22 protein-coding genes are annotated in these 23,610 nt (G+C 55.0%); 12 read left to right on the top strand and 10 right to left on the bottom strand.

The features are described 5' to 3' along the window. Window positions 1–90 precede the first annotated feature (90 nt). From QPM17_RS20320 to QPM17_RS20310, 3 genes are all read left to right on the top strand, one after another. Complete coding sequence (locus tag QPM17_RS20320; protein ID WP_285393339.1) at window positions 91–873, top strand: hypothetical protein; 783 nt, start codon at window positions 91–93, stop codon at window positions 871–873. Window positions 874–970: 97 nt separating this feature from the next. Then, window positions 971–1,225: an HP1242/YdcH family protein gene (locus QPM17_RS20315; RefSeq protein WP_285393337.1), complete on the top strand. Its 255-nt coding sequence runs from the start codon at window positions 971–973 to the stop codon at window positions 1,223–1,225. Window positions 1,226–1,412: 187 nt separating this feature from the next. Next, on the top strand, window positions 1,413–1,541 hold the full coding sequence (locus tag QPM17_RS20310) for a hypothetical protein (RefSeq protein ID WP_285393335.1): 129 nt from the start codon (window positions 1,413–1,415) through the stop codon (window positions 1,539–1,541). Between the two features lie 75 nt (window positions 1,542–1,616). On the opposite strand, the gene QPM17_RS20305 is transcribed toward QPM17_RS20310, so the two are convergent. Both QPM17_RS20305 and QPM17_RS20300 read right to left on the bottom strand, forming a co-directional pair. After that, window positions 1,617–2,504 carry a LysR family transcriptional regulator gene (locus QPM17_RS20305; protein WP_285393333.1) on the bottom strand — a complete coding sequence of 296 codons (888 nt, stop codon included), beginning with the start codon at window positions 2,502–2,504 and terminating at the stop codon, window positions 1,617–1,619. A gap of 90 nt (window positions 2,505–2,594) precedes the next feature. Beyond that, on the bottom strand, window positions 2,595–3,227 hold the full coding sequence (locus QPM17_RS20300) for a nitroreductase family protein (protein WP_285393331.1): 633 nt from the start codon (window positions 3,225–3,227) through the stop codon (window positions 2,595–2,597). Between the two features lie 163 nt (window positions 3,228–3,390). On the opposite strand from QPM17_RS20300, the gene QPM17_RS20295 reads away from it, so the two are divergent. Further along, window positions 3,391–4,320: a DMT family transporter gene (locus QPM17_RS20295; protein WP_285393329.1), complete on the top strand. Its 930-nt coding sequence runs from the start codon at window positions 3,391–3,393 to the stop codon at window positions 4,318–4,320. On the opposite strand, the gene QPM17_RS20290 is transcribed toward QPM17_RS20295, so the two are convergent. From QPM17_RS20290 to QPM17_RS20275, 4 genes are all read right to left on the bottom strand, one after another. Beyond that, window positions 4,317–5,537, bottom strand: coding sequence for an MFS transporter (locus QPM17_RS20290; protein ID WP_340367310.1), 1,221 nt, complete (start codon window positions 5,535–5,537; stop codon window positions 4,317–4,319). The two genes, QPM17_RS20295 and QPM17_RS20290, sit on opposite strands and share 4 nt — an antisense overlap. 124 nt (window positions 5,538–5,661) lie before the next feature. Next, window positions 5,662–6,516 carry a peptidoglycan-binding domain-containing protein gene (locus tag QPM17_RS20285; RefSeq protein WP_285393325.1) on the bottom strand — a complete coding sequence of 285 codons (855 nt, stop codon included), beginning with the start codon at window positions 6,514–6,516 and terminating at the stop codon, window positions 5,662–5,664. Window positions 6,517–6,622: 106 nt separating this feature from the next. Then, window positions 6,623–8,626 (bottom strand): HAMP domain-containing methyl-accepting chemotaxis protein, encoded by a 2,004-nt coding sequence (locus QPM17_RS20280; protein WP_285393323.1) that lies wholly within the window; start codon window positions 8,624–8,626, stop codon window positions 6,623–6,625. Between the two features lie 75 nt (window positions 8,627–8,701). Next, on the bottom strand, window positions 8,702–9,667 hold the full coding sequence (locus tag QPM17_RS20275; protein WP_285393321.1) for an ABC transporter substrate-binding protein: 966 nt from the start codon (window positions 9,665–9,667) through the stop codon (window positions 8,702–8,704). 462 nt (window positions 9,668–10,129) lie between these two features. On the opposite strand from QPM17_RS20275, the gene QPM17_RS20270 reads away from it, so the two are divergent. Continuing rightward, window positions 10,130–11,686 (top strand): sensor domain-containing diguanylate cyclase, encoded by a 1,557-nt coding sequence (locus QPM17_RS20270; RefSeq protein WP_285393319.1) that lies wholly within the window; start codon window positions 10,130–10,132, stop codon window positions 11,684–11,686. A 27-nt stretch (window positions 11,687–11,713) separates the two neighbouring features. Here QPM17_RS20270 and QPM17_RS20265 read toward each other — a convergent pair whose 3' ends face one another. The 4 genes from QPM17_RS20265 to fabG all read right to left on the bottom strand — a co-directional run bounded on the left by QPM17_RS20265 (window position 11,714) and on the right by fabG (window position 16,335). Then, window positions 11,714–13,294 (bottom strand): methyl-accepting chemotaxis protein, encoded by a 1,581-nt coding sequence (locus QPM17_RS20265; RefSeq protein WP_285393317.1) that lies wholly within the window; start codon window positions 13,292–13,294, stop codon window positions 11,714–11,716. Between the two features lie 71 nt (window positions 13,295–13,365). After that, window positions 13,366–15,141 carry a class I poly(R)-hydroxyalkanoic acid synthase gene (phaC, locus tag QPM17_RS20260; protein WP_285393315.1) on the bottom strand — a complete coding sequence of 592 codons (1,776 nt, stop codon included), beginning with the start codon at window positions 15,139–15,141 and terminating at the stop codon, window positions 13,366–13,368. A 9-nt stretch (window positions 15,142–15,150) separates the two neighbouring features. Continuing rightward, window positions 15,151–15,504: a phasin family protein gene (locus tag QPM17_RS20255; RefSeq protein ID WP_285393313.1), complete on the bottom strand. Its 354-nt coding sequence runs from the start codon at window positions 15,502–15,504 to the stop codon at window positions 15,151–15,153. An 87-nt stretch (window positions 15,505–15,591) separates the two neighbouring features. Next, window positions 15,592–16,335 carry a 3-oxoacyl-[acyl-carrier-protein] reductase gene (fabG, locus tag QPM17_RS20250; RefSeq protein WP_285393311.1) on the bottom strand — a complete coding sequence of 248 codons (744 nt, stop codon included), beginning with the start codon at window positions 16,333–16,335 and terminating at the stop codon, window positions 15,592–15,594. A 487-nt stretch (window positions 16,336–16,822) separates the two neighbouring features. On the opposite strand from fabG, the gene QPM17_RS20245 reads away from it, so the two are divergent. The 7 genes from QPM17_RS20245 (at window position 16,823) to QPM17_RS20215 (ending at window position 23,591) form a co-directional block, all read left to right on the top strand. Beyond that, window positions 16,823–17,176, top strand: a complete 354-nt coding sequence (locus tag QPM17_RS20245) for a hypothetical protein (RefSeq protein ID WP_285393309.1) — start codon at window positions 16,823–16,825, stop codon at window positions 17,174–17,176. Between the two features lie 11 nt (window positions 17,177–17,187). After that, window positions 17,188–18,543: an APC family permease gene (locus tag QPM17_RS20240; protein ID WP_285393307.1), complete on the top strand. Its 1,356-nt coding sequence runs from the start codon at window positions 17,188–17,190 to the stop codon at window positions 18,541–18,543. 27 nt (window positions 18,544–18,570) lie between these two features. Then, on the top strand, window positions 18,571–18,798 hold the full coding sequence (locus QPM17_RS20235) for a DUF805 domain-containing protein (protein ID WP_285393305.1): 228 nt from the start codon (window positions 18,571–18,573) through the stop codon (window positions 18,796–18,798). Then, window positions 18,798–21,305 carry a heavy metal translocating P-type ATPase gene (locus QPM17_RS20230; protein WP_285393303.1) on the top strand — a complete coding sequence of 836 codons (2,508 nt, stop codon included), beginning with the start codon at window positions 18,798–18,800 and terminating at the stop codon, window positions 21,303–21,305. Before QPM17_RS20235 ends, QPM17_RS20230 begins: the two co-directional genes overlap by 1 nt. A 71-nt stretch (window positions 21,306–21,376) precedes the next feature. Next, on the top strand, window positions 21,377–21,763 hold the full coding sequence (locus QPM17_RS20225) for a DUF302 domain-containing protein (protein ID WP_285393301.1): 387 nt from the start codon (window positions 21,377–21,379) through the stop codon (window positions 21,761–21,763). 77 nt (window positions 21,764–21,840) lie between these two features. Further along, window positions 21,841–23,148, top strand: a complete 1,308-nt coding sequence (locus tag QPM17_RS20220) for a ferredoxin reductase family protein (protein ID WP_285393299.1) — start codon at window positions 21,841–21,843, stop codon at window positions 23,146–23,148. Next, window positions 23,145–23,591, top strand: a complete 447-nt coding sequence (locus QPM17_RS20215) for a cytochrome b5 domain-containing protein (protein WP_285393297.1) — start codon at window positions 23,145–23,147, stop codon at window positions 23,589–23,591. Before QPM17_RS20220 ends, QPM17_RS20215 begins: the two co-directional genes overlap by 4 nt. Window positions 23,592–23,610: the final 19 nt, after the last annotated feature.

The raw sequence follows: 23,610 nt of genomic DNA, 5'->3' as shown, positions 1-23,610 counted from the left end.
GGTTTGCAGCATTGATCGCAACATTGGTAGTCGGGCTATTATCAGCTATACCTGTAGACAGATACCCCCTGTTGTGAAGGAGTGTTGCTGGTGACAGACCTTCCGCTCGGAATGAAGTATTACCTTCTTATCCTCACCTCAAGCCTGATTGAAGACCTCAATGACTACGGCGTCAAATGGATAGCCAACGAACCGGGCATTGCTCTTCGCGATGTGGAAAAGGCCTTTTTCAGCGCCCGGGCAATAGAAGCACGATTGCCGGATGAACCCTGGCAGGCCGATCCCAGGCTCTGGCCAGATCTCATGAAGTCCATCCACACCATTCGAAGGGTGCTGGATGTGGTGGAGAAAACCACGTTTGACGCGGTTATTGCGGAGGCCATGGAAACGACTTCGAACATTGCCCGCGCCGACCTGCAGCAGGTTTTTGAGAAAAAACGGGCAGCCGGTGAGATCGATTTCCGCCTGCACGGCGTGCTCAACACCCAACCAGAAGTCGACGAACCGGACCCGGCAGTGAAAGAGGCATTTATGTTGAAACGGGCGCGCCGCTTCCAGGCCTTTATGGCATTCGAGGGTGAAAGCCTGAATGAGGAGGAACAGGTGATACTGGATGACGCAAAGACTCTGGCCCGGCACATAATGGACGGGGACCGTGAGAACCGTCAGATTGATGCTCTGCTTGTTATGGGCGCAGTACTGATCGAGACGTCCAGTGTAAGGCTGAAAACAAACATACCGGGCCTGATTCGTGATAGCTTTGATCGTATGGCTACCAAGGCCGCAATGGCACTGGGTGCCATCGTTTACCGTGATAGATACCGGGAGTTCAAGAGATCCCTGGGGCTGGAGCCGCTGAATTCGGATTTGTAGGTTTCCTGTCCATGAGCCATTTCGCTATTCACAAATCCCGAATAGGAATGGCATGCTGACCAATCACTCTGCGACGAGACGAGAAGGAGATGAGGTAATGGGTATTTCCAACCACGAGCTTCACAACGAATTTCCGCAATTCGGCGAACTGATCGACGAGTTGAGAGAAAACGACCCGAAGTTTCAGGAAAGTTATCGGCAGTACGCAGAGCTTGATCAGGAAATCGAAGGGTTGGAGCGCCGGGATGCCCCGATTGGCGACGACAGACTGCATCAGATGAAACAGCAACGCCTGCAATTGAAAGACGACCTCTACAAAACACTCGTGAAGAAGTCCAACGGCGGGGGATAGGTATAATTCATTAGTCCGCCCGGCCCTGAAACCAGCCTGCATAGTGGTTTCCAAGTATGGGGCAGGGCCAGGGTCGTCCATAAAATAGGTAACTAACAAAGACCGGTTACGGTTTACCCCTTTTGTTGTTACCTAAAAATGGATGATCAAGATGAGCAGAGCAGCATCACTATACAAAGGGTGGAGAATGAAGCGTAACTTCCTCCACCTGGTCCTGACCATGGAACCCCGACTCCTGAAAGACGTTGGCTATCCGCCCGAAGTTGTTGAGGAGCGTTTAAGGACGCCTTTCTGGAAGTTCTCGGCAACGGCTTGAGGATTTCGGTTCAACACGGAGTCCTGTAAAAAACGCAGGAGATGATACTTGCACGGCTGAGAGAGTAAGCCTTTGCTACAGGGATTGCCTGATGAAATCGATGAATTTCCGGGCTCGTCTTGGCAGGTAACGCCGGTCTGAGTACATCGCATAAATTGAGCGAGGCACCGGGTAGGCGTCCAACGTAAGCTGTTGAAGTGAACCGTTTCTGAGCTCCTTCTCGATATACGCACGGGGCAGCATTGCGATTCCCATATCTTCCTTTGCAGCCTCAACCAGTATCATGGAATTGTCTGCTATCAGGGGGCCGGTAACCTCAATGGATACCGGTTCTTCTGAACCGGTTGGCGGCATGAACTCCCATCGGTTGGCGTCCGAACTGAGGCTATATACCAGGCATTTGTGTGATCGCAGTTGCTCAATAGTAGTGGGCTCCCCGGCATTGCGCAAATAGCCGGGGGAGGCCACCAGAATGCGGTCAAGGGCGCCCAGGCGGGTTGCAATGAGGGACGAGTCGGCCGGTGCTTCTATGCCTCTTATGGCCAGATCAACTCCGCTGCCCACAAGATCTGTGAGCTGGTCACTCATCTGCAGACGAATGGACAGCGAGGGATTCTCTTTCTGGAAGCGGATAAAAATCGGGCCGAGAACCGCAATAGACAGGGATACGGGACTGGCAACAACCAGCTCACCGGAGAGATTGTCAGTGTCTGTGACGGCGTCCAGCAACTCGTTTGTCTGCCCGGTGATTGAAACACAGTAGCGGTAGAACCGTTCACCTTCGTCGGTAAAGCTGATTGTGCGTGTGTTGCGATTAATCAGTTTGGCGCCTGTCCAGGATTCCAGAAACCGAACGTATTTAGAGATGACCGCACTCGAGCACTGGAGCTCGTTGGCGGCAGCCGTAAACGAGCCCAGCTCATAGATCCGCTTGAAATATTCGACACCTTTGAGGCGGTCCATGCCTGTTCCCCACGTCACATCTTTGGTTGATGAACGCATTATACAGGGCACGGGCTGGGGCGTGGCAGGATTATGTCTGCCACGCCTTGTTCACAAGGCCTGAATCAGTTGGGAGTGGGGCTTCCGAACCTTTACCATCTGCGACATCGGGTCCTGAGCGGCATCACGATAGCCCAATGCCACAATAACCACGCTGCCGAGATGCTCCTTGTCCAGCCCCAGAGTGCGATCCAGCGCGGCAGGATCAAAACCTTCCATTGGTGACGCATCAATCCGCTCAACGGCTGCGGACGCCAGCGTAAAGCCAAGGGCAATATAGGCTTGCCTGGCTGCCCAGGCCTTTTTCTCAGCGGGTGTCCGGAAGCTATTGATAGTTCCCTTTATGGCTTCCGAGAAGCCGGTCAGGTCCGTCGTTTCAAGGCCCCGCTCGCCTGCAGTCAATTGCATGTATCGGTCGACCGTTGAATCGTCGAGATCGGACATGGTGGCAAAAACCAGCAGATGGGAGCATTCCTTTACCTGGGGTTGCGGCGCCGCCTGTTCGTGGATACGGGCAAGCACTGAACGGTCGCTTATTACCTTGATGGTGTAGGGTTGTAGCCCGTAAGAAGAAGGCGCCAATCGCGTAGCCTCCAGAATACGTGACAGAACCGGTTCCGGAATCGATTCGCCTGTCATTCGCTTTGCGGCGTAACGCCACTCCAATGCTGTCAGAAAATCCATAAAAATCTTCCTTCTGTGTTTGCGTGAGTGATTTGCCTGCAAGACTGCACGATGTGGCCGCCGGTATCGACCCACGATCCGGCAATGGAGTTTTCACGGAACGTGTGCTGATCCCTGGCGGCGGTTCCCGGAAGATGGAGCCAAATCCAATGGAGAACCCGTTATGAATAACCAATCTTCCATTCGCTACCGCCAGCCGGGGATCAGGTCCGCATTTCTGTTGCTGGGCGTAGGTGTAGTGATTGCCTTGATGCTGCCACTGTCCAGGGCCGCTATGGACATCGGCATGACGCCATTGGCCTATGCGTTCTGGCAGGCGCTTGGTGGCGGCGTGATTCTGGCTGCGTGGCTTCGCCGGCGCTCGCTGATCCGTCTGGACGGCGCACTTACCCGCTACTTCGGAATCAGCGGGCTTACCGCGATTGCCGTCCCGAATGCCCTGGCGTTTGCCGTTGTTTCCCAAATCGGAGCGGGCCTGACAGCGACACTTTACGCCCTGCCGTCACTCGCCACTTACGCCATCGCCGTAACAATGGGTATGGAATCACTGAGTGCAAAGAAGGCGATTGGCCTTGGCTTCGGGGTTGCCGGTTGTGTCTGGATCCTGTCGCCGAGTCCCGCCGGTATCAGCCCTGATTCGCTTCCCTGGCTCCTGCTCGGATTGCTGGTTCCGCTATCCCTCGCTATCGGCAACATCTATCGCACTTCTCATTGGCCAACAGGTGCCACACCTGAGCAGTTGGCCATTGGAATGCTCCTGGGCGGCGCTGTTCTAATATTCATGGCCATGCTGATATTGGGGGACGTAAGGACGTTGGTTATTGATGATGCCCGCCTCTGGGCAATACTGGGTGTTCAGTCTATTCTGACGGCGATCGGCTATCGAGGCTTCTTCCACCTACAGCAACAAACATCGCCGACATTCCTCAGCCAGTTAGGCTTCGTAATTACGCCTGCAGGAATGTTGTTCGGCATCGTATTTTATGGTGAATCCTATGGCTGGGCCGTGTGGGGTGGAGTGGTATTGCTTTTGACTGGCGTTGTGCTTGCCAACCTGCCCAGCCACGAGCGCAAAACCTGCAGTGCCGATTAGCGTTCCTGGCTGACTGCAACCTCGGTTTCGCCGCCTGCTGTCGCTTGCTGCCGCCAGGCCAGCATGAATATCGCCAGACCTGCCACAGCCGTTGTGGCACCAACATAACCTGTCGACTGCCACCCCAGCCCGGCGCTGATGGCCATGCCCCCGAGCCATGGCCCAAGCGCATTGGCAACATTGAATGCAGCATGGTGGGATGCCGCAGCCAGGGTTTGTGCGCCGTGAGCCACATCCATCAAGTGGGTTTGCAGGGCAGGGCCAAGGCCCACCATCAATGCCACCAGGAAGCAGGTCAGAAGCATTGTCCAGATGGTTTCGGTGGCGTAGGGGTACAAAAGCAGCATGCCGATACTCCACAGCAGCATTAAGCCAATGCTGCGAAACCCCAATCGGTCGAACAGCCATCCGCCCAGAATATTTCCGACAAATCCGCCCAGGCCGAATACTGCAAGCGCGATTGGTATCCAGTAAGGGCTAACGCCGGTAACTTCCAGCAATGTCGGCGCCATGTAGCTGAAGACACAGAACATACCGGCAAAGCCGATGGACCCGATAGCCAATGGGTACCAGATTGCCGGGCGGTTGAAAGCGCGTATTTCCGAAAAAGGGCTCTGCCGCACCTCGTCACGATTGAGGGGCAGAAAAACAATGATCATTACGCCGGTAAGTGCGGCAATGGTGCCGACAAAGCCAAACGCATAACGCCAGTCCAGACTCTGGCCGAGTATTGTCGCGAGTGGATTGCCAATCAATAACGCGAGGGTGAGGCCCATCATTACCAGGCTGACGACCTTGGCACGCCGGTTTACCGGCACCAGAGAGGCCGCCACCAGGGCTGCAACACCGAAATAGGCTCCATGGGGCAGGCCGGCAATAAAGCGGAATGCCAGTAGCGTGCCGTACCCGGGCGCCATGGCGCTGGCGATGTTGCCGACGGCGTAGGCCCCCATCAGCATGATCAGCAAATGACGGCGATATAACCTGGCGCCGCTAATGGCCAGGAGTGGTGCCCCTACCACAACGCCCAGCGCGTAGGCACTGATCAGGTGACCGACCTGCGGTTCGGAAACCCCCAGGTCCTGTGCGACACCCGGCATCAGACCCATGATGGCGAATTCTCCGGTGCCAATACCAAAGCCGCCCATGGCGAGGGAAAATACGATCAGCGTTATCCGGGCGGGCGAGTAGGGCGCTTCCTGCGATTGAGAGGACATCAAGTAGGGGGCCTTGGCGTAATTCAGCGGATTTGAAACAAGGCCACCCATTGTGGGCTATTCCGACAGGTTTCGGAATAAGAGGATGCCCCGATTCATCAATCGGGGGTTGAGAGGGTAGAGGTCAGATCAACCAGCCAAACAGGAAATCGAACACGGAACTGAAAAAGCCGCCGCTGCTTTGTACCAGCGGTTCGGACTCGTCCGGTGCTTCTGAAATCTCAGGATTTCCCGCCGCCGTTGGTTCGTCTGGCAACTGAACATCGGCCTCAGACGATTCCTCAACGGCTGAGACTTCAACCATTGTCTCTGCCTCAGGGGCTGCCTTTGTCTCAGGCTCTGCCACTGTCAGTTCAGGTTCAGGAATGGATTCAGCCACAGGCTCGGTGGTCTGGGAGGCCAGCTCAGGCTCGGCGGTGGGTTCCCTGGGTGGAACCACTTCGGGTTCAGCCGGCGCGGACGCCACAGGTTCTGGTTCCGGCTTCTCCTGAACGGCTATTTCCGGCTCTGGTTGTACTTCGGGCTCTGGGTCAGGCTGTACTACCCGTTCGGGCTCAGGTTCGGGCTCAGGTTTAGGTTCCGGCTTGGGTGCAGCTGCAATCCGGCGGCTGGCACTGCCCGAACCGAAACGCTCTTCGCTCATACCTAAAGCAGCCATGGCGGCCTGGCGATCAAGAACGGCATTATCGCTGATGGTGCTGTTGTCTTCCGGGGAGATCCCCAGTGCGGATAACGTTTGAGGGTCGAGATTGCCAGTCGCCTGCAACTCGTCGTTACCGGACTGATATTGCCGAATTGCGGAACGCAGGGTGTTATCCATCCACCCGTCAGCCTTTCCGATCTCATAGCCTGCGCCATAAAGAGCGTTTTCCGCGGAGTAGATGGTCTCCACAGGGCCGGCTTGAGCAACTGCACAAAAGGACGCCGCTATGGTAGCCGCGAGAACGGCCGGCGTCCTGGTAGAACGTGAATGGCTCATGGGTGGACCTCTCCCTGATGTACTTCGTAACTTTTTGTTGAGTATTGAAAGTATCAGTAATTCAAGAGATCGCCCATGACGTAGTTAACACAAGGGGAAATGAAAGTTACGTTGATGTCCTGAAGCGGCGTACCAGGCTGTTAAGATCTTCCGCCATGTCCGCCAGGGATTTGCTGGACTGGTTCACGTGAGAGATGTCATCTGTCAGTTTGTCGATGGCACTACTGCTGGCCTCAACGTTCTGAGTCATCTCAGCCGCTGTCGCCCGTTGCTGTTCGGTGGCGCTGGCGATCTGTGTTGTCATGTCCACAATCCGGTTCACGGCAGCCATGATTTCAGACAGGGCAACACCGGACTTTTCGGCTTCCTCACGGGCTTCTCCAGCCATCTGCTTTGCCTTGCTCATATCGACCACCGCACCTGCCGCGCCACTCTGCAGATTCGACACAATTCGCTCAATATCAACGGTGGAATCCTGAACCCGCTTCGCGAGACTGCGCACCTCATCGGCAACGACCGAAAAGCCCCGGCCTGCCTCACCCGCGCGGGCGGCCTCAATGGCAGCATTCAGGGCAAGCAGGTTGGTCTGCTCCGCGATGGCCTGAATAACCTCCAGTACGTTGCCGATTTCACCCGATTCCTGCTCGAGGCGCTGAATACGTTTAGAACCTTCTTCGACCTGTTCCGCAAGCCTGGTCACGGATCTGACTGCGGTTTCAACGGTTGCCTGCCCTGTTACCGCCAGGTCAGCTGCCTGCCGCGAGGATTCATCCGTGTCATTCGTATTGGAGGCAATTTCGTCGGATGTCGAAACCATTTCCTGCATGGCCGCGGACACCTGGGTAACCTGATCTCTCTGTTGTTCGGCATTTGCGGTGGTGCTGTCGGTAATGCCGGACAAAGATTCAGATTCGGTACTGAGCCGCCGCGATGAGGTGACGATTTGGGAAATAATGTCTTCCAGGGTTTCCAGAAACGAATTAACGGCTGTGATGAAGTCGCCGATTTCGTCCGGGCGTCCTTTGGTCAGGCGGGTAGAGATGTCACCCCGGTTATTACCGATGCTGTCCAGATAGCCCAGAATTTCGGCCCTGGCTCGTTTGACACTGGTTCCCATCAGCCGGCTCATAATGAACGCGACCAGCAGACCGAGGACGACGGATATGATGAAGGCGGCGAGTATGAGGTTGAGTGACGTCTCGGTTTCAGCTTCTGCCTCGTCGGCGACCGCTTCAAGTGAGGTGAAAACCTTCTGCTCAAGATCACGTGCAAGAGCCGTGATCCGGGGACCCAATACGTCAAGTTTGTCTTCTTTTGTGCGGATCATTGCCTTCTGCTGGACCAACAGTTCATCGACCGATGACTGGTAGTTCTCCAGTGCCTCTATGGCTGTATCAAAGTACTGCCGGACGTAATCCGGAATCGAGTCCATATCGAGGAACTCAAGGCCATCCGACACGTCCTCAATGGCATAGGAAAGGGCCTTTTCCGAAGACTGATCGCCGTCAACAAAGAACCGCTGAGTTGCCATGCGCATCAGCAGGGTGTCGTGAATCAACTGTTCCAGGACAACACGCAACCGGCTGTCGGGGTCCCGGTTGGTGACACCGTCAATCGCACGGCGCAACGATTCGGATGCCACGGGGCCGTACTTGTCGATCCTGTTGGCAACAATATCCTTTACCTGCTGTTTGGCAGGCACCAACTCGTTCCGGAAAGCATCAACATACTCCAGTGTGGATTGCTGAATCTTATTGACGAGCTGAGCACGTTCCGGATCACCAATAGTCTGGCTTGCGTCTGACAGTTCACTGAAAAAGTCCGATTCAAGCTGATCAAAACGGGTCAGAATTTCGTCATCGCCAGTGGAGTAGAAATCAAAGACCCAGAGCCTCATCCTGTAAAGATTGATGAGAACACCTGTCGCAACGGCGGTTTCCGGCGCCAGATCTCTCGCAACGGTGTTCATTCTTGAGTCGAGGTTCTGAAACTCCCTGATGCTGTAGAAGGTCACCAGCGCAAACAGCAGGAGAATGAAAACCGGCGCGATCAGAAGCTTTCCTCTTACGCCAAGTCGACGTTCTATGGATTCGAATTTGTTGACAGCCACTTTTCTTCCTCGCAGAGCGTGCTCGATGTCTTGGGTAACGACGTGTTGAAGTAAATCTGAAGCCGATCGCCGGTTTTATTCAACAAAAGTTGATTGGCTGGCAATCATGGGTGAAAGCTTCAGATTCCATTCCTTCATGCCACTCTCGCTGTAGACATAGTGACCGCTCAGTGATTTCAACTGGGGAATGCGATCGGGTTTGACGCCATTCAGTACAAGGGATGCAAGTCGTGCCGCTGTAATGCCTTCCTGGTGGGCGGAAATTGTAAAGCCACCAATGCTTTGCCCCTTTCCGATAAAGATGTCCCAGAAGGAGAATATGGGAACCTGGGTACGGCTGGTTGCCTCAGCCATCAGTTCCTTGGGCGGGATCCAGGTCTCCTGGGCATCACGGATTGTGTGATGGGTACCTACGATGATCGCGTCGTACTGTTCGTGGGCTGTGAAAACAGACTGCAACCAGGTCTCTTTGTCGTTGGTAAGGACAATGTCCAGTTGGGAACCATATACCTCGGCGCTTCTCTTTTCGCCAAAGTAATCGTTAACCGCATTACGCATGGTAGGCGAATCATCCATGAGAACAAGGAAGCGCTCATCCACTCTGAGAACCTTCTGCAGGTGGCGAATGCTCTCGGCGAAAAACGGACGCTCAAGAATGCCGGTGACCAGCTCATGGTTCAGGGTGGGGTGCTGCACAGGGCCACCGTTAACACCCAGAAACACAACGGGTATCTGCTTCTCAACCAGGCCGCTGGCCATCAGCGAAAAGGCGTTATCATCACCCAGAATGGCGATGTCAGGCTTAATGCTGGAAACGGATTGCTCAATGCTCGCTACTTTATCTGGCCACTGGGATTTCGGTAAACGTTTGGTGTCGAGCTCGAAGACATGGATCTCATGGTCATTACCAAGTACCGATCGGATGGCATCGATATAATCCGCATCCCATGTGTAATCAAGGTGATAGCTTTGAATAACGACAACGGTTTTAGCAAAACACAGAGGGCTGGCCAGCAAAAGAGCCAAGAGGAGGAAGCGCATGGATGTACCTTATTGTTATCAGAGTGACAGAAAACACTCGTTCTTTCTTGTCTATGATGCGTAGTTTTTATAATTGTCAGAATGCCAGAGGCACAAACGATGCCAATTATCTAACTCCTTGTTTTAAAGCATTGTTTGTCTGTAAATTGTGGTGGCAATATTTGACTGAGCGCAGATTGTCTGGTGATCAGGACAATGGTATCGATTGGCAATCATTAGTGTCAGAAAGTACGGACAGATGCGTCCTGGAAAGCGGACAGCAGAGTGGAGTCACAGTCGGAAATGGGGAGGGCGCTCGTTGACCCCTATTTTAGTGAAGCCTACTCTTTGATTAATGATCGAAAAACAGGCACTCCTTGTGAAAACTGAGTTTCAAACAATCTTCTTGTTCTTTTCCGTACCCAGTCGATTCGGTGGCCAATGAAGGATAACGGGAAAAAAACAGGCCAGGCAGTGCCTGATATGGCAACGTTGCTCGACAGCCTGCAAACGCCACTGTGGATTTTTGATATAGAGCGGGTCGCTATGATTTGGGGCAACGCGGCTGCACTGGCGTTATGGGAGGCTGAAGATCTGGACGCACTGCGTTCACGGGATTTCAGGGCCGAGATATCGGGCCCGGTACTTACCCGGTTACAGGATTACCTGGAGCGGTTCGGACGGGGCGAGGCAGTCGTAGAGACCTGGACTCTTTACCCACAGGGGCGTCCCACCACTCTGCGATGCCTGTGTTCCGGATATCCCCTGGAGAATGGCCTGGCGATGTTGGTTGAAGCGCAACCAGTTGTAGAGCGGGATGCCGAGGCCCTGCGTGCTCAGGAGGCGTTGCGTCATACACCAACGCTTCTGTCAGTGTTCGATGCACAGGGGCATCTGCTGTCCCGGAACCCGGCGGCTCGGGCGACACTCTCGGATGGCAGACATTTTGGAGAGTATTTCGTGCGCAGTGTTGACGAAGAGAGTGTGTACCAATGGGTGCTCGGTAATCATGAAAGTTACTCTCTCGAGGCGCCGGTAACTACCCGATACGGGGAACGTTGGCACCGGCTTGACCTTCAACGTACGACTGATCCAGTCACTGGCGAGCATGTGGTGTTGGTCAGCCAGACTGATATCAATGCCCGGGTGGAGAACGAACTTGCTCTGATAAATATGCGCGAACGCCTCTCTGCGCTTCTCAGGAATCTGCGAGGCGGAATCGTGGTGGAAGATGAAAATCGCCGGGTTGTTCTGGCAAATCAGACTTTCTGCAATCTGTTTGGTATTGATGCTCCGCCAGAGGCGCTTGAAGGGGCAGACTGCGGGGAAGCCGCAGAGCATAGCAAGAAACTGTTTGCAGAACCTGACGCCTTTATCGAGGGCATCGACGCTGCGCTCAAAGCGCGCCAGACCGTCACCGACGAGCTTGAGATGGTTGATGGACGCGCTCTTGAGCGTACCTACGTCCCCGTCTTCCATGGAGAGATCTACCTCGGGCACCTCTGGCAATACTGGGATATCACACAACAGAAACGCAATACCGAACGGCTGGAGCATTTCGCCAACCATGATGCGTTGACAGGTCTATGGAACAGGCGTCGATTTGAACAATCATTGTTTGAAATCCATGAGGAATCTGTCAGGTATGGCCAACCTTATTCATTGATTATGATCGACATTGATCACTTCAAGCTGGTCAATGATCGCTATGGTCACGATGCGGGCGATATCGCGTTGCGGTTGGTAGCCGAAGAAATGGTGAGGCGTGTGCGGCAGGTGGATCGCCTGGCGCGCTGGGGTGGAGAAGAGTTCGTCCTGTTGCTGCCCCAAACCTCGCTGGATGGCGCGCTTCGGCTCGCGAATATTCTGCGAACAAGAGTGAGGAACTTTTCGTTGCCCCTGGTGGGCGGTGTCACAATCAGTCTGGGAGTCGCAGAGGCAGGCAACAATGAGATGCCAATGGCGGTTCTGAAACGAGCCGACGAAAAACTGCTACGAGCCAAGGCGAATGGTCGCGATCGGGTGGAGCCTATGGGCTGATCCACCCTAGAAACAGACCCTTGCGAGTTATTTACCCAGTACCCGAAACTGGCGAATCAGGCCGCTGAGTTGCTGTACGAGAATGCTCAGCTGCTCACTGGCCTGCCGGGTTTTTCGCGCTGCAGCGTCTGTTGTGGCGAAGCCATCATTAACGCTGGTGATGGCCTGGCTTACTTCTTCGGCTACCTGGGTCTGTTCCTCTGCTGCAGAAGCGATCTGCGTGTTCATGTCGGTTATGGTCGCTACTGCCGCAACGATGTTCTGGGTAGTCTGGTGAGCCTTTTCCGCTCTTTCGCCCACCTCTGATGCCGCCTTGGTGCCTGATCCCATGACATCACTGGTCCTGCCCACACCCGCTTCAAGACGCTCGATCGCATCAGAAATTTCACCCGTGGCATCATTCACGCGAGCCGAAAGCGCGCGTACCTCGTCCGCAACCACAGAAAAGCCTCGTCCCGCTTCGCCGGCGCGCGCTGCCTCAATAGCAGCATTCAGGGCGAGCAGGTTGGTCTGTTCGGAGATTGACTGGACTGTACCAATCACCTTGCGGATTTCTTCGGTGTCTTTTTCAAGTCGCTGGACGGCCACAGCGGCTTCCTGAATTTCACTGGCAAGCTGTTTCATGGCTCGGCTGGCTTCATCCATGACCTGACCGCCTTCACTGGCCTGGCGCGATGCCTCCTCGGCTGAGGTGGCGGCATCGTTGGCGTTGCGTGAGACTTCCTGGGCCGTGGTAGCCATCTCGTTCATTGCCGTGGCCACGCCCTGGGTATCTTCGCGTTGTTTACCGATGGCTTCCTGGCTGCTCTGCGCAGCGTGTTCGGTATCGACAATAGCTGTACCGAGTTTCTCGACCAGATCATATACCCGCGTCTGCATGGCATCCATCTGGGCACGCTGCATCGCAATTGCCAGTTCCACTTGTGCCGGGATGTCATGGCCACCGCCATATGTATACTCACCGACAGTGTTACCAAAGATGTTCTGTGCGAGGCCTGTCAGATACCCAAGGCGCCTGGTGGCAGCAAATGTAATGGCTGCCCCGATCAACGCCGCCACCCCCGCTATTGCAACAAAGGATGGGAGGGAAAGAGTAGCGGTTGCGTTGCCAACAGCAACCCCTGCAGCGCTAATGACGGCAACAACGACTGCCAGACGACCGCGCGTTCCTACCCGATTCCAGGGCTGCACGATGGGTTTGCCATTCCGCAGCCTGGCATACAGGCGCGACGCGCGTTCTTTCTGCTCCGCGGTTGCTTGCGTACGAACTGACTGAAAGCCGACGTGGTGAGTTCCTTCAAATACCGGGGACACAAAACCACTGACCCAGTAGTAATCACCATTCTTGCAGCGGTTCTTGATAATGCCCATCCATGGCTTGCCGGATTTGAGTGTACTCCAGAAGTTTTCGTAGACAGCCTCCGGCATTTCAGGGTGGCGGACGATATTATGCGGCTTGCCGATGAGTTCCTCCTCACTGAAACCGGCAACGCGACAGAAAGACTCGTTTGCGCTCTGGATGACTCCCTTGAGGTTGGTTGTGCTGATAAGGCGGTCTTCGGAACGAACGGGTTCCTCACGATCGGTGACTGGCGCGTTGACTCTCATACCTTTGACTCCACCTTGGTTAGGTTCAGGGGAACACTATTCACGCCATGGGCTGTCGTATGCCTGTCACACTAGACCAGACGCACCTTGACGTAACTGCCAGGCGCATCCTCAATCACATCAAGCGCATTGTCCCCAGGAACTCGTGGGGCTACTTCCTCGCCCTGGAAGCGGCTCACCCAGTCCTGCCAGTGAGGCCACCAGGAACCTTCATGGTGGTCGGCGTTATCAAACCAGGATTCCGGATTTTCTTCCTCTGACCTGTTCGTATAGTACCCATACTTGCCTGATTCCGGTGGATTAATGATACCCGCGATGTGTCCGGACTGGCCCAACACGAAATGTTTCTCGCCACTGAAGAGCCTGAAGCCCGAGTAGGTCGATTTCCACAGGGCGATATGGTCCTGTTGCGCGGAGACAAACATGGCAGGGGTATCGATGTCGGTCAGGTCGATGGGCGTGCCAGCGATGGTCAGGGCGCCTGGTTCACGCAGTTTGTTGTTGAGGTACATCTCCCGCAGATAATACCTGTACATGGCTGCTGGCAGATTGGTGGAATCGGAGTTCCAGTAAAGCAGGTCAAAGGGCAGGGGTGGCTCGCCCATGAGGTAGTTGTTGACGAAGTAGGACCAGATCAGGTTGTTCTCTTTCAGGGAGGAGAAACTGAGCGCAATAAACCGGCCGTCATAGTAGCCAATCCTGTCTATGTAGTTTTCCAGTGCCTGAACAATACGTTCGTTGAGGTAAACCCCAATCTCGCCCGGGTCGTTGAAATCAAGCAGGGTAGCGAAGAAGGTAGAGGATTTTACCCGGTCGTCCCCGACTTTTTTCAGGTGGGCGAGGGTGGTCGCCAGTAGCGTGCCGCCAACACAGTAACCGATGGTATTGATCTCACGTTCCCCGGTGGCTTCCTGTACCGCGTCCATTGCAGCCAGCACACCCTCCTGCACGTAGTCCTCGAAAGTGGTGTCCCGGTAGGATGCGTCCGGGTTCACCCAGGACATCATGAACACGGTGTGCCCCTGAGCCACGAGCCAGCGCACCAGCGATTTCCTTTCGGTCAGCTCCATGATGTAGTACTTGTTAATGAACGGAGGGACGACGAGCAGCGGTGTCTGGTGCACCCTATCGGTGGTTGGCTCGTACTGGATAAGCTGGAACAGGCGGTTCTGGAATATCACCTTGCCTGGAGTGGTTGCAATGTTCTTTCCCACCTCGAACGCTTTTTCATCGGTCATGGAAACGTTCAGAAGTTGACGGCTTCTGAGCAGATCCCTGCCAAAGTTCTCCAGCCCCTGAACCACGCTCAGGCCCCAGGTCTGGCGGCACTTCCGCACAGCCTTGGGATTGGTGATAAAGAAATTGGTTGGTGCCAGGGCGTTGACGTACTGACGTACCAGAAACTCCAGTTGACGGCGATTCGCGTCGGTCAGGCCCTCGAGGTCCCTGGTGAATCTGTCCATGTACTGGGCGTTGATCAGGTAGGTTTGACCGATGGCGTAGTAGATGGGGTTGCGCTGCCATGCTTCATCATCGAAACGGTGGTCACTACGTTCGGGGGAAACCACCGGCTCTGTGGGTTGCTTCAGCGTGGTCAGTACCACGTTTTGTGCCAGTTTCCGGTATTGCAGCGCCAGCTCGGCATTGTCCTGCATGACTTTAGTCGGGTTGATGACGGCGTCGCGCAAGGCGGAGGTAAGGCTGCTGCTGACATCAAAGACAAACGAATTGTCCGGATTGGTCAGCCTGGCAGGGTCCATGCCCCTGGCAAACATATCCCGGGATAGCTTGACCAGAGCAGAGGCGTGCCTGAGGTAATCTTTAGCGAATGTGTTCAGGGATCCCATGTGACGCCCTCAAGACTCATTGTCTTTCGGGTCGACAGTGTCCTCGCTGGTAGCTGTCAGGGGTTCCCTGAATACCTCGAATGCCTCGTTGCGGAAATTTTCAGCGATCCCGGAAAATTCCCTGATGTCGTCTGACATCCGTTTGACCAGTTGGTTGAACCGATCCGGCTGAACCCGGACAAAGCCTTTGATGCTTTCAAGGTCACGAATGGCTGTAGCCGACCCGGCCTGGTCTTCGAGCAGTTCCATGTAGCCCCGCAGACTGGACATTTGTGCGTCAGTAACGCTCTTGCAGGTGTCCACGACCAGCCTGTTGATACGGTTGAGCGGTTCGGGAAAGGGTTTGAGAGTATCAGTCGCCATGGATCAGTTCCTTCTGTCAATAAATGTCCTGTAATTGCAGCAGAAAGTTGCAATTGATATTTTGTCCTGAATCAAACGCAAACACAGTTACATATAAACGCCGCCGTTGACATTTATCTGCTGGCCGGTGATGTAATCTCCTTCAGCCGCTATGAATACCACGGCCCTGGCAATTTCTTCGGGCCGGCCGAAGCGCCCCATGGGTACCCGGGCGATGATTTTCTGACGAATATTCTCCGGAACCTGGGCCAGCATTTCGGTTTCTGTGAAGCCCGGTGCAATGGCGTTGACGGTAATGTTGTGGCGGGCCACCTCAAGCGCGAGTGTTTTTGTAAAAGCGATGATGCCGCCCTTACTCGCAGCGTAGTTGGCCTGGCCAAAGTTACCGGCCTGCCCGACGAACGAGGTAATATTGATAATGCGTCCAAACTTCTGTTCCATCATTATTGGCAGCACCTCTGAGCAGGTGGCGTAAACACTCCCCAGATTTGTATCAAGGACTTCCGTCCAGTCCGCATCGGTCAGGTTCTTCATGGCCTTGTCGCGGGTTATCCCGGCGTTATTGACCAGAATGTCGATCTGGCCCCATTCATTCTGGACCTTGTGTATCAATTCTCGTCCAGCCGACATCTGTGAAAGATCTGCCTGCAGTGCCAGGGAGCGAACACCCAGATCCTCGAGCTCTTTTACGACAGCGTTGGCATCGGATTCCCGGGAAACATAATTGATTGCGACGTCTGCGCCTCGCCTGGCGAGTTGTGTTGCTATTTCTCTGCCAATTCCACGGGAGGCACCGGTAACAATGGCGGTTTTACCTTTGAGATCCTGCATGGCACTTTCCTCTGGCTGATTAAAGTCTTGTTAGAGGCAGGTAGGGATTCGCCTCAGGGCGGGGTTGTTGTGTTGTTGTGTTGTTGTTTGTCTCCATAAACAATTAGCAGAGAGCAATTCAGTACACAAGAATTAAGCTGATATGGGGCATCATATTCATTTTCAGCTTGGCCTCGCCGATGAGTTAAACCTTGAAACAAATCGGGTAGGAGCAGATTTTGAGTAACTTCTTGGCTCTGTGGAATGAAGCGGCTACCACAAGCACAAACATCGCCATGATTACGATCACGGCGGCGCCTCACTGACTGACAAGGTATTGCGGGTGCTGGTCGGATTCACCCAACTCCTTCGTCATTAACTGGGTATGTTTTCAGTGCTGGCTTGATGCGGGTCAAATCTGACTGTAAGGCTCCCACTGTTTTCAGCTGCGATTCAGGTTGGAATGTTGTGATTGCAAGGAAGGAACCAGACCAAGAGGTGTAATTCCATGACCAAGGCACATAAAGCAACCAACCAGGGGCAGTTTCTAGTTCGCCGGAAGCTGACTGTCCTGGGTCTTGAAGGGAGTCAGTGGCATGATCTCATTCATGAACTGAATCATCACCCCTGTGTCGATTTTGCCGAGCGTAGATCGAACAACCGGCTGCAGGTTACTTATGATGGGTCCCATTGGTCCATTGACGAGTTACTGGAATTGATTAAAGACCGGGGAGGCCAGTTGAAGCTTGGGTGGTGGGCTCAGCGGAAACTGGGTTGGTATCGGTTTACCGATGATAACGTCCGGGCGAATGCCAAACACGAAGGATTTTGCTGTTCGAAAATTCCTCCCATGAAAAAATAAAAGGCGGCTGGATGAGCAGGGAACAGGACAGGACCACACGCTACCAGCAGGGCAGCCTGAGTTTGCCGGGGACCATCATGCTCGGCACCGGCGTCATGATTGGCGCCGGCATATTTGCACTTACCGGGCAGATGGCGCAGATGACGGGAGCGCTATTCCCTCTGGCGTTTCTGGCGGCGGCCGTGATTGTCGGCTTCAGTGCCTACTCCTACATCAAAATTTCCAATGCATATCCGTCTGCCGGTGGAATAGGTATGTATTTGCACAAAGCCTACGGAAACCGGCTGCCAACAGCGTTTAATGCCCTGCTGATGTATTTTTCGATGGTGATTGCCCAGAGCTTTCTGGCGCGCACGTTTGGCGCCTACACCATGCAGCTCTTTGGCGGCGATGAAAGCGGACGCATGGTGCCCATCCTCGGGGTGTCACTGATCCTTGCGGCCTTTTTGATTAACCTCTTGAGCAACCGTCTGATTCAGGGCGTTGCCTCTTTCATCGGTATTCTGAAGATCGGGGGCATATTGATTTTCGGACTGGTGGGGGTCTGGATCGCGGGCAGCATTTCGGTTGATTTTTCAGATCCGGGAGAAGCCGGAACAATGGGCAATTTCCTGGGTGCGACCGCCCTTGGGATACTGGCTTTCAAGGGCTTTACAACAATCACCAACAGCGGTTCGGAAATACGAGACCCGCACCGCAACGTCGGGCGCGCCATCGTTATTTCCATCGCAGCCTGTGTGGTGATCTATACCCTGGTCGGCTTCGCCGTAGCCAGCAATCTGTCGCTCTCTGAAATTATTGCGACGCAGAACTATTCTCTTGCTGCTGCCGCACGGCCGGCACTCGGGGAGTACGCCGTCTGGTTTACCGTTGCCATTGCCATGATGGCCACGGCGGGTGGCATTCTGGCCAGCATTTTCGCGGTATCCCGGATGCTGGCGATGCTGACGGAAATGAAACTGGTGCCCCATCGACATTTCGGCATGCCTGGCAGCATCCAGAAACACACACTGGTCTACACTGTGGTTCTGGGATTGATGCTAACAGCCTTTTTCGATCTATCCCGGATAGCCGCGCTGGGCATCGTCTTCTACCTGATCATGGACATTGCCATTCATTGGGGTGTACTGCGCTATCTTCGCAAGGACATAAAGGCGAACGCCTGGGTACCTGCTACTGCGATTGCCCTTGATCTGCTTGTGCTGGGTGGCTTTGTCTGGGTCAAACTGAACACCGACCCCTTTGTCATCGGTGTGGCCGTTTCCGCGATGATCGTAATTGCGGTCGCAGAGCAGATTTTTCTTACAAAGTTCCGGAAATCCGGGCACCCGGGCCATGAGGGATCTCATGGCCATCATCACCATTAACCTGCAATCGACAAAGAAGGGAGCACCATGATGGGAGATAACATGTTTGGCCACACCATGTGGGCGGGACACTGGCTGTGGATGCTGGTCGTTGCCCTTGTGGTGGTAATTCCGGCCTGTCGTATTTGCCAACGTACGGGCTATCCGGGCTGGATGGGTGTGCTGATACTGTTTCCTGTCATCAACCTCATTCTGCTTTATTTCCTCGCATTTGCGGAGTGGCCAGTTGAGAGAGATCGTGAAGGGAGATCCTGATGGACGGTAAAAGAGAACAGGCAGCGGGGGGGCAACGAAATCTCGAGTTAATCGTACCGGGAATGGGGTCAGACCACTGCGCCGGTATTATCAGTAAAACGATTAGCCGTCTGAATGGAATCGATACAGTCCAGACTAATATTGCCAAACACAAGGTGAATGTCCGCTCCCTCGCCTCAGGGCCTGATGGAGAGGCAGTAAAAACTGCGGTGGAAGGTGCCGGCTACGACGTCGCCTCCGTCAGGGAGATTGGCACCACAACATTCAGGGTGACTGTACCCGGAATGGGGTCCGATCATTGTGCGGGTATTATCAAAAGCACGCTAGCGAGACACCATGGTGTGCACACGACATCGACAAACATAGCAAATCACACTGTAAACGTGGTGGTCGGTGCGGATGGGCCGTCACAAGATGAGTTGAAAAAGCTCATAGAGGGTGCCGGATACGACGTTGCCGCTATTGACCTGGAGGGAGATGCCAGTCAGGAGGAGGATTCAGCGGTTGAGGAAGCCTACCTCAATCTGGCATGGCGACGACTCTGGATAGCCGCAGTGCCAACAGCTCTGATCATGCTCTTGATGATACCTCATATGTTCTGGCAGCCGATACCTGGGTATCTGGCAATAATTGCCCTGCTGGCATTCCCGGTGGTGTTTCTTTTCGGCGGTGCAGCCACCCACAAGGCCTCGTGGCGCTCCCTGAAAAACGGCACTTTCAACATGGATGTGCTGATTTCCATGGGCAGCCTGCCACCCTACGTGATTGGTCTGGTTGGCTTCATCTATCCGATGACCTCTTTCATCGAAATGGCCGCCACCATAATGACGTTTCACCTGGTCGGCCGTTATCTGGAAGCGAAGGCCAAGGGCAAGGCTTCCGAAGCGATTCGTAGGTTGCTCACCCTGGGAGCCAAGACAGCCCGTGTGGAACGGGATGGCGAAGAAGTCGAAATACCCGTCAAAGAGCTCGCGCCAGGCGACATCATGGTTGTTCGTCCCGGCGACAAGGTTCCGACCGACGGTGAGGTGGTGGATGGTGAGAGCCATCTGGATGAATCCATCGCCACTGGCGAGTCAGTACCGGTTTATAAAAGCGCAGGGGATACCGTTATCGGCGCTACCATGAACAAGGAAGGTCGCCTGAGAGTCAAGGCTACGCGGGTCGGAGGTGACACCTTCCTGGCCCAGGTGGTGAAGCTGATTGATGAGGCCCAGGGGTCCAGGGTGCCGATTCAGGAATTTGCGGACCGCATGACCGGTCGTTTCGTGCCGCTGGTCCTGATTATTGCGCTGGGCAGTCTTGTTACCTGGCTGTTGGCAGCGGATACACTCCGGCCAATCCTTGACTGGGGCGCCGGCTTCCTGCCGTGGGTAGACCCCACGGCGGCTACACCGGTGCTGGCTATCCTGGCAGCTATAGCGGTGCTGGTGATTGCCTGCCCCTGCGCACTGGGGCTGGCCACGCCGACGGCGCTGATGGTCGGTTCGGGCGTAGGCGCCGAGCGGGGCATCCTGATCCGCTCTGGAGAGGCCATCCAGACCTTCAAGGACGTCAAGGTCATGGTCCTCGATAAGACGGGCACCATCACTCGGGGAGAGCCGAAGCTGACTGATGTCGTAGCAGCCGAGGGCGTTTCAGAGACGGAACTGTTGGAGCTTGCCACCACGGTGGAAAATGCGTCGGAACATCCCATTGCCCGAGCCATTGTGGACGGTGCCCGGGAACGAGGTATCAAGCCCGGGAACGTGGTTGATTTCCGCTCCACCGGTGCCCGGGGTGTGTCCGGCACGGTCGGTGAGAAAACCGTGCTGATTGGCAACCGTCTCCTGCTCGAAGAGCATGGCGTTAATGGACTGGATGCCCTGGATAAGAGTCTTCAGGAACTTGAGAATGAGGGCAGAACCGCCGTCATCGTTGCTCGTGACGGTCAGGCCTGTGGCATTGTCGCGGTTGCCGACACGCTCAAGGACGAATCGGTGGCGGCCATTCGCGCCATGCACGAGCAGGGGCTGCACGTGGTGATGATTACCGGTGACAACGAGCGCGCGGCCAACGCTGTTGCCCGTGAAGTAGGCATTGACGAGGTTCGCGCCGGGGTGCTGCCGGAGGGTAAGGTGGACGCCATTCGTGAACTGCAGCAAAAGTACGGTAACCATGTCGCCATGGTGGGTGACGGTATCAACGACGCCCCGGCCCTGAAACAGGCTAACGTGGGTATTGCCATAGGTGCTGGCGCAGACGTTGCTATCGAAGCTGCCGACGTGACCCTGGTACGTGGCGAACTGTCCGGCGTTGTCGATGCCATGGTGTTGTCTCGTGCGACGTTCAGGAAAATTGTTGAGAACCTGCTGTGGGCCAGTGGATACAATGCTGCAGCGATTCCGATAGCGGCTACGGGGCTGCTGCATCCGATGATTGGTGTGGTGGCAATGACCGCCAGCTCGCTCTCGGTCATTGGTAATTCGATGCTGCTTCGGCGGCGATACGACAGGGAGCGCCGATAACGACGGATAGGCAAACGGACGCTATCAAATACGGATAAAGGGAATAAACGCTCGAATCAAAGGAGATAACCATGTCATACACAATCAATCGAATGATCACGGATGAAGGTTTCGAGGCCGTGGATAAAAGAGCACGTCAGGCGCTTGCCGATCACGGTTTCGGGGTGCTGACGGAAATTGACGTGAAGGCCACGATGAAGAAAAAGCTCGACAAGGAAATGCCGGCGTATCTCATCCTTGGAGCCTGCAACCCTGCCATGGCCTGGGAAGCTATTGGTATCGAGCCCCGTGTGGGCGCCATGCTGCCTTGCAACGTCATTCTTCGTGAGGTTCCTGAGGGCGTAGAGGTCAGCGCGATAGATCCGGTGGCTTCCATGACCGCCGTTGATAATGACGAGCTCAAGCAGGTGGCTGCTAAAGTAAGGGACATGCTCTCTGAGGTTGTTGAGGCGATCTGACTGTAAGAGGCCCAGGTCGGGCCACCATGCGAAAAGCCAGAAAGGGCGAACATCCAGTCTGCTGACAGGGAGAAAGTATGAGGCTCAAAGGGTATCCGGGCGATGTCCTGTTACTGGGTGTTTTTCTGCTGCCAGCCATTGTCACCGCCCCGGGCCTGCCATGGGGCGGGCAGGACTGGATCTACTCTCTGGCTGAACTGGTCGGTGTGCTTGCCCTGTCAGCGTTTCTGGTGGCGGGCATGTTGTCGGCCCGTATCCCCGGTACCGATGCCTGGTTTGGCGGATTGATACGGGTCTGGACCATTCACCGCTGGTTCGGTTTTTCGGCCTTTATGCTGGTGATGGTCCATGTGCTGTTGTTGGCGTTTGCCACCTTGCCCGATTCAATTGGTCGCAGTATCGGGACCGTTTTCCCGTCCCTCAGCCATTGGGAAGTCTGGGTAGGTTGGGCAGCCTTTGTCACCATGCTGATCTTTATTGCGCCTACACTCGATTTTTTTGGCGCCCTCCATTATCAGCACTGGAAGCGACTGCACCTGCTGTCCGTTCCGGCGCTGGTCCTTGCGCTGGTCCATACCCTGACGCTGTCGTCCATGGCCTGGGTGTGGTGGCTGCTGTCGGCACTGGCAATGGCGGCCATTGCCTGGCGTAAACTGTTATCGCCCTGGCTGGCCAGGAAGCCCTATGTGGTTAAAGAAGTCGACACGCTCGCTCGCGATGTCGTGGAACTGCGCTTACGCCCGAGAGGCAAAGGGATTCGCTGGCGGGCCGGCCAGTTTGTTTACCTGACGCCGATGGATCGCTCGCTGGCGGCCGGGTACCGGGAAGAGCACCCATACACCATTGCCTCTGCTTCAGCGGATGAGGAGTTGCGGATTGGTATCAAAGCGGTTGGGGATGCCACTGACGCGTTGGTGAATATCCGGCCGGGAGCTGAAGTCTGCATCGAGGGCCCTTACGGCACTTTCTTTGAGACGGGGGACCGGGAAACGCCAGATTCGGAGCCGCAGCGAAAGCAACTGTGGTTGGGCGGTGGCATTGGTATTACACCGTTTGTATCTGGCGCCAGGGACAGGGCGAGCAATGCGTCCGCAGGTCGCGAGGCCTGTTTGTTCTACTTCGCCAACCGGCCCGAACGGGCCTATTACCTTGATGAACTTATCCAGATTTCTGAAGCCTGCGACACCTTTACGGTGCATGTCCACTACATGAACGAAAACGGCGTCGTCACCCGGGAGTACCTGGCGCAACGCTGCCCGGATTTTGCCGAGCGAGAAGTCTATATGTGTGGACCGCCCGGCATGATTACTCATCTGAAAAACCTGCTGAGGCACGAGGGAGTGCCTTCCTGCCGCATTCACACGGAGGCGTTTGACTTCCTATGACCAGCAACCGAATTGCCTATACTGGATTTGTCGCCTTTGTCAGCGTGTTGCTGACTCTGGTGGTCGTGAATATGGTGCAGAACAGCCCGGAATCACAATCTGCTGATGACAGTGTTGAGAGCAATGATGATGGCGAGAGGATCTATCGTCTTGCTGAGGTGGCAGAACATGATGATGCCAGTAGTTGCTGGAAAGTTATTGGGGGTGTTGTCTACGACCTGACTGAGTACCTGCCCAATCACCCCGCTGAAGAGGAAACTTTCACACGCTGGTGTGGCAAGGAAGCGACCTCCGCCTGGCAGGACAAGGGCAATGGTCGTCCCCACAGCCCCCGTGCCGCCAGGCGCCTTGAGTCTTACAGAATCGGTATTATTGAGGAAGGGGAGTCGGCCTCGGTTGAGTCGGAGTCAGCATCAGCCAGTGCAGACAGGGACGCTGTATAACGGTCGCGTAAAGAAATGA

Origin of the sequence: Marinobacter azerbaijanicus (assembly GCF_030250645.1) — a bacterium.
GTDB lineage: Bacteria > Pseudomonadota > Gammaproteobacteria > Pseudomonadales > Oleiphilaceae > Marinobacter > Marinobacter azerbaijanicus.
Note: the sequence above shows the minus strand (reverse complement) of the source record. Positions and strands in the feature narration are given on the sequence as shown.

Coding starts and splice junctions, on each gene's coding strand:
- QPM17_RS20315 (WP_285393337.1), top strand. CDS start 971: ATGGGTATTTCCAACCACGAGCTTCACAACGAATTTCCGCAATTCGGC.
- QPM17_RS20310 (WP_285393335.1), top strand. CDS start 1,413: ATGAAGCGTAACTTCCTCCACCTGGTCCTGACCATGGAACCCCGACTC.
- QPM17_RS20305 (WP_285393333.1), bottom strand. CDS start 2,504: ATGGACCGCCTCAAAGGTGTCGAATATTTCAAGCGGATCTATGAGCTG.
- QPM17_RS20300 (WP_285393331.1), bottom strand. CDS start 3,227: ATGGATTTTCTGACAGCATTGGAGTGGCGTTACGCCGCAAAGCGAATG.
- QPM17_RS20295 (WP_285393329.1), top strand. CDS start 3,391: ATGAATAACCAATCTTCCATTCGCTACCGCCAGCCGGGGATCAGGTCC.
- QPM17_RS20290 (WP_340367310.1), bottom strand. CDS start 5,537: ATGTCCTCTCAATCGCAGGAAGCGCCCTACTCGCCCGCCCGGATAACG.
- QPM17_RS20285 (WP_285393325.1), bottom strand. CDS start 6,516: ATGAGCCATTCACGTTCTACCAGGACGCCGGCCGTTCTCGCGGCTACC.
- QPM17_RS20275 (WP_285393321.1), bottom strand. CDS start 9,667: ATGCGCTTCCTCCTCTTGGCTCTTTTGCTGGCCAGCCCTCTGTGTTTT.
- QPM17_RS20270 (WP_285393319.1), top strand. CDS start 10,130: ATGGCAACGTTGCTCGACAGCCTGCAAACGCCACTGTGGATTTTTGAT.
- QPM17_RS20265 (WP_285393317.1), bottom strand. CDS start 13,294: ATGAGAGTCAACGCGCCAGTCACCGATCGTGAGGAACCCGTTCGTTCC.
- phaC (WP_285393315.1), bottom strand. CDS start 15,141: ATGGGATCCCTGAACACATTCGCTAAAGATTACCTCAGGCACGCCTCT.
- QPM17_RS20255 (WP_285393313.1), bottom strand. CDS start 15,504: ATGGCGACTGATACTCTCAAACCCTTTCCCGAACCGCTCAACCGTATC.
- fabG (WP_285393311.1), bottom strand. CDS start 16,335: ATGCAGGATCTCAAAGGTAAAACCGCCATTGTTACCGGTGCCTCCCGT.
- QPM17_RS20245 (WP_285393309.1), top strand. CDS start 16,823: ATGACCAAGGCACATAAAGCAACCAACCAGGGGCAGTTTCTAGTTCGC.
- QPM17_RS20240 (WP_285393307.1), top strand. CDS start 17,188: ATGAGCAGGGAACAGGACAGGACCACACGCTACCAGCAGGGCAGCCTG.
- QPM17_RS20235 (WP_285393305.1), top strand. CDS start 18,571: ATGATGGGAGATAACATGTTTGGCCACACCATGTGGGCGGGACACTGG.
- QPM17_RS20230 (WP_285393303.1), top strand. CDS start 18,798: ATGGACGGTAAAAGAGAACAGGCAGCGGGGGGGCAACGAAATCTCGAG.
- QPM17_RS20225 (WP_285393301.1), top strand. CDS start 21,377: ATGTCATACACAATCAATCGAATGATCACGGATGAAGGTTTCGAGGCC.
- QPM17_RS20220 (WP_285393299.1), top strand. CDS start 21,841: ATGAGGCTCAAAGGGTATCCGGGCGATGTCCTGTTACTGGGTGTTTTT.
- QPM17_RS20215 (WP_285393297.1), top strand. CDS start 23,145: ATGACCAGCAACCGAATTGCCTATACTGGATTTGTCGCCTTTGTCAGC.